This is a genomic window from Herminiimonas sp., assembly GCF_030645555.1.
Taxonomy (GTDB): Bacteria; Pseudomonadota; Gammaproteobacteria; order Burkholderiales; family Burkholderiaceae_D; genus Oxalicibacterium.
In genome coordinates this window covers 1-3,067 of record NZ_JAUSME010000319.1, presented here as the reverse complement: position 1 = coordinate 3,067, position 3,067 = coordinate 1, and the positions used below count along the sequence as shown (strand labels likewise).

Below are 3,067 nucleotides of genomic sequence, written 5' to 3'. Positions count from 1 at the left end.
CACGCGCTCGCCCATGATGCCGGACGGTCGCAGCGTGAGGACGATGATCAAGACCACGAAGGCAAAGATGTCCTGGTAATGGCTGCCGAGGAAACCGCCAGTCAGGTCGCCGATATATCCGGCGCCCAGGCTCTCGATAAGGCCGAGCAGTATGCCGCCCAGCATCGCGCCGTAGATATTGCCTATGCCGCCCAGTACTGCAGCAGAAAATGCCTTCAGACCCGGCACGAAGCCCATTGCAAATTGCGCCGAAGAATAATTGGCCGCCCACATGACGCCGGCAATCGCGGCCAGCGCCGCACCTATCGCAAACGTCATCACGATCACGCGATTCGAATCCACGCCCATCAATCCTGCGACACGCGGGTTTTCCGCCGTCGCGCGCATCGCACGGCCCATCCTGGTTTTTTCTATCAACAGCACCAGCATGATCATCGAGATGGCAGCGAGTATCAGCAACATCACCTGCGTAGGTGAAATCAGCGCGCCCATGATGTGCAGCGGTTCGGTGGACATGACTTGCGGAAAGGGAATCGGGCTGCGGCCCCAGATCATCATCGCCAGGGTTTGCAGCAGTATCGACACGCCGATGGCGGTACTCAGCGGCGCCAGGCGCGGCGCATTGCGCAAGCGGCGATAGGCGACGCGCTCGATCAAGACATTGACTGCCACGCAGACCGGGATCGCGCCGAGGATGGCAATGATCAGCTTGACCACGCCAGGCAGATCAGGCGCCAGCGTATTGACCATCTTGAGGATGGTCAGGCTGGCCATCGCGCCTATCATCAATACGTCGCCATGCGCGAAATTGATCAGGTTGAGTACGCCATACACCATCGTGTAGCCGAGCGCGACCAGCGCATACATGCTGCCGAGTACCAGGCCGTTGATGATTTGCTGGATAAAAATATCCATAGGGTGCCTGCTCTCCTGAAGGGACGTCTCTCAAGTGCGTGCCGGCGAGGTGCGCCGATCCGTACAGATAAAATTAGCGAGCTGCCTGATGGCGCTGATGCGCGCCAGCGGAAGGCTGCCTGCTCAAGCCGACATTAACGAGCTCAGGCCAGCCTGTCGATGTTGCAGCGCTTCAGCGCCTGGGTCCGCCCAAACCCTTGGGCAGCGGGAACGTGACATGCTCTTCCACGCCTTCGAGCGTACGCACGCTCTTGGCGCCGCATTCCTTGAGCCTGTCTATCACTGCCTGCACCAGCACTTCGGGCGCGGAAGCCCCGGCCGTGACGCCGATGCGGCGCTTGTCCTGCAGCCACTCAGGATCGATTTGCGAAGCATTGTCGACCATGTACGAGGGCACGCCCCTTTTCTCGGCCACTTCGCGCAAGCGGTTGGAGTTGGAACTGTTCGGGCTGCCGACCACGATCACCAGGTCGACTTGCGGCGCCATGAACTTGACAGCTTCCTGCCGGTTGGTGGTGGCGTAACAGATGTCGGCTTTTTTCGGTTCTGAAATATTCGGGTATTTACTCTTCAATGCGGCTATCACATCGGCAGTGTCGTCTATCGACAGCGTGGTTTGCGTCACATACGACACCAGGTCCGGATTCTTGACCTGCAGTTTGTGCACATCCTCGACTGTTTCCACCAGGTGCATGCCGTCTTCAGTCTGGCCCATCGTGCCTTCGACTTCCGGATGGCCATCGTGGCCTATCATGACAATTTCGCGACCATCGCGACGCATTTTCTCGACTTCGATATGCACCTTGGTGACCAGCGGGCAAGTCGCATCGAATACGCGCAAGCCGCGCTGCTCGGCCTCTGCCTGAACCGCCTTGGATACGCCATGGGCGGAAAACACGACGGTATTCCCGGCCGGCACATCTGCCAGCTCTTCGATGAAGATCGCGCCCTTGTTGCGCAAATCGGTGACGACATAAGCGTTGTGCACGATTTCATGACGCACGTAAATCGGCGCGCCGAATTCAGTCAGCGCGCGTTCAACGATTTCTATCGCACGATCTACACCAGCGCAAAAACCGCGCGGTTGAGCCAGTAAAATTTCAGTATCCATCTTTATCCTTGAAGCGGTGCTTGTTACAGTATGCCGATGATCTTGACTTCAAACTTCAGGGTCTGGCCAGCCAGCGGATGATTGAAATCGAACACCGCAGTTTCTTCATTGATCTCGCGCAGCACGCCGGCAAACTTGCCGCCGCTGGGGGCTGCAAATTCGACCAGGTCGCCAATTGCATAATCGTCGCCCGGGGCCGAGTTCTGCTCGAGCACGCCACGCGAGAGCCGCTGTATCAGTTCCGGATTGCGCGGACCGAAGGCACGCTCAGGCGGCAATTCAAACGTATCGTGCGCGCCCTCTTCCAAGCCGATCAGGCAGGCTTCCAGAAATGGTGCCAGCTGGCTGTTGCCCAATTGCAGCGTGGCTGGATTAGCGGCAAAGGTGCTGATGATATCCGTGCCATCCGCCGAGGCAAGGCGGTAATGCAGGGTCAGATAGGCCGCTTCAGTGACGACAGGATGTGGTAAATTTGACATTAAAATTCCAGTTTGCACAACACGCGCTATTTTAAGCCACGTTGCGCATTCGAGCCTTCCGATAATTGAACAGGCAGATAAACTTTCCACCCCTAGCCACAGCTGTCACTCTTTCCTGACAAATTCATATGGCAATTACAGACTGGCCGGAAGAACACCGCCCGCGCGAGCGCCTGATCAGGCATGGCGCCACGATACTGTCCGATGCCGAATTGCTGGCTGTATTCCTGCGCGTGGGCGTGACTGGCAAAAGCGCCGTCGACCTGGGGCGCGACATGGTGGCGCATTTTGGCTCGCTCAATGGCTTGTTCTCGGCCACGCTGGATGATTTTTCCAAACTCAATGGCCTCGGCCCGGCAAAATATGCGCAGCTGCAGGCAGTGCTGGAACTGGCGCGGCGTTCGCTTGCAGAAGAACTGCAGGCCGGCATAGCGCTCAGCTCGCCGCAGGCAGTCAAACAATATCTGCAATTGCTGCTGGGCGGCAAAGCCTATGAATCGTTCGCCATCCTGTTCCTCGATGTCAGGAACAGGCTGATCGCCTGCGAAGAACTGTTCCGCGG

At 57.9% G+C, this 3,067-nt stretch carries 4 protein-coding genes; 1 reads left to right on the top strand and 3 read right to left on the bottom strand.

All coding sequences use genetic code 11. The annotated features are described in order from the left end of the window. The 3 genes from Q7T06_RS11940 to Q7T06_RS11930 form a co-directional block, all read right to left on the bottom strand. A partial coding sequence (locus Q7T06_RS11940) for a branched-chain amino acid ABC transporter permease (RefSeq protein ID WP_304784949.1) occupies positions 1–915 on the bottom strand: 915 nt, incomplete at its 3' end. Positions 916–1,087: 172 nt separating this feature from the next. Further along, positions 1,088–2,026 (bottom strand): 4-hydroxy-3-methylbut-2-enyl diphosphate reductase, encoded by a 939-nt coding sequence (gene ispH, locus Q7T06_RS11935; RefSeq protein WP_304784946.1) that lies wholly within the window; start codon positions 2,024–2,026, stop codon positions 1,088–1,090. 23 nt (positions 2,027–2,049) lie between these two features. Continuing rightward, positions 2,050–2,505, bottom strand: coding sequence for a peptidylprolyl isomerase (locus tag Q7T06_RS11930; RefSeq protein ID WP_304784944.1), 456 nt, complete (start codon positions 2,503–2,505; stop codon positions 2,050–2,052). A gap of 128 nt (positions 2,506–2,633) precedes the next feature. On the opposite strand from Q7T06_RS11930, the gene Q7T06_RS11925 reads away from it, so the two are divergent. Continuing rightward, positions 2,634–3,067 (top strand): UPF0758 domain-containing protein (locus Q7T06_RS11925; RefSeq protein WP_304784942.1); only part of this gene is annotated, 434 nt, incomplete at its 3' end.

What these genes read in the sequence shown, in the direction of transcription:
- ispH (WP_304784946.1), bottom strand. Translation starts at nt 2,026, where the DNA reads ATGGATACTGAAATTTTACTGGCTCAACCGCGCGGTTTTTGCGCTGGT.
- Q7T06_RS11930 (WP_304784944.1), bottom strand. Translation starts at nt 2,505, where the DNA reads ATGTCAAATTTACCACATCCTGTCGTCACTGAAGCGGCCTATCTGACC.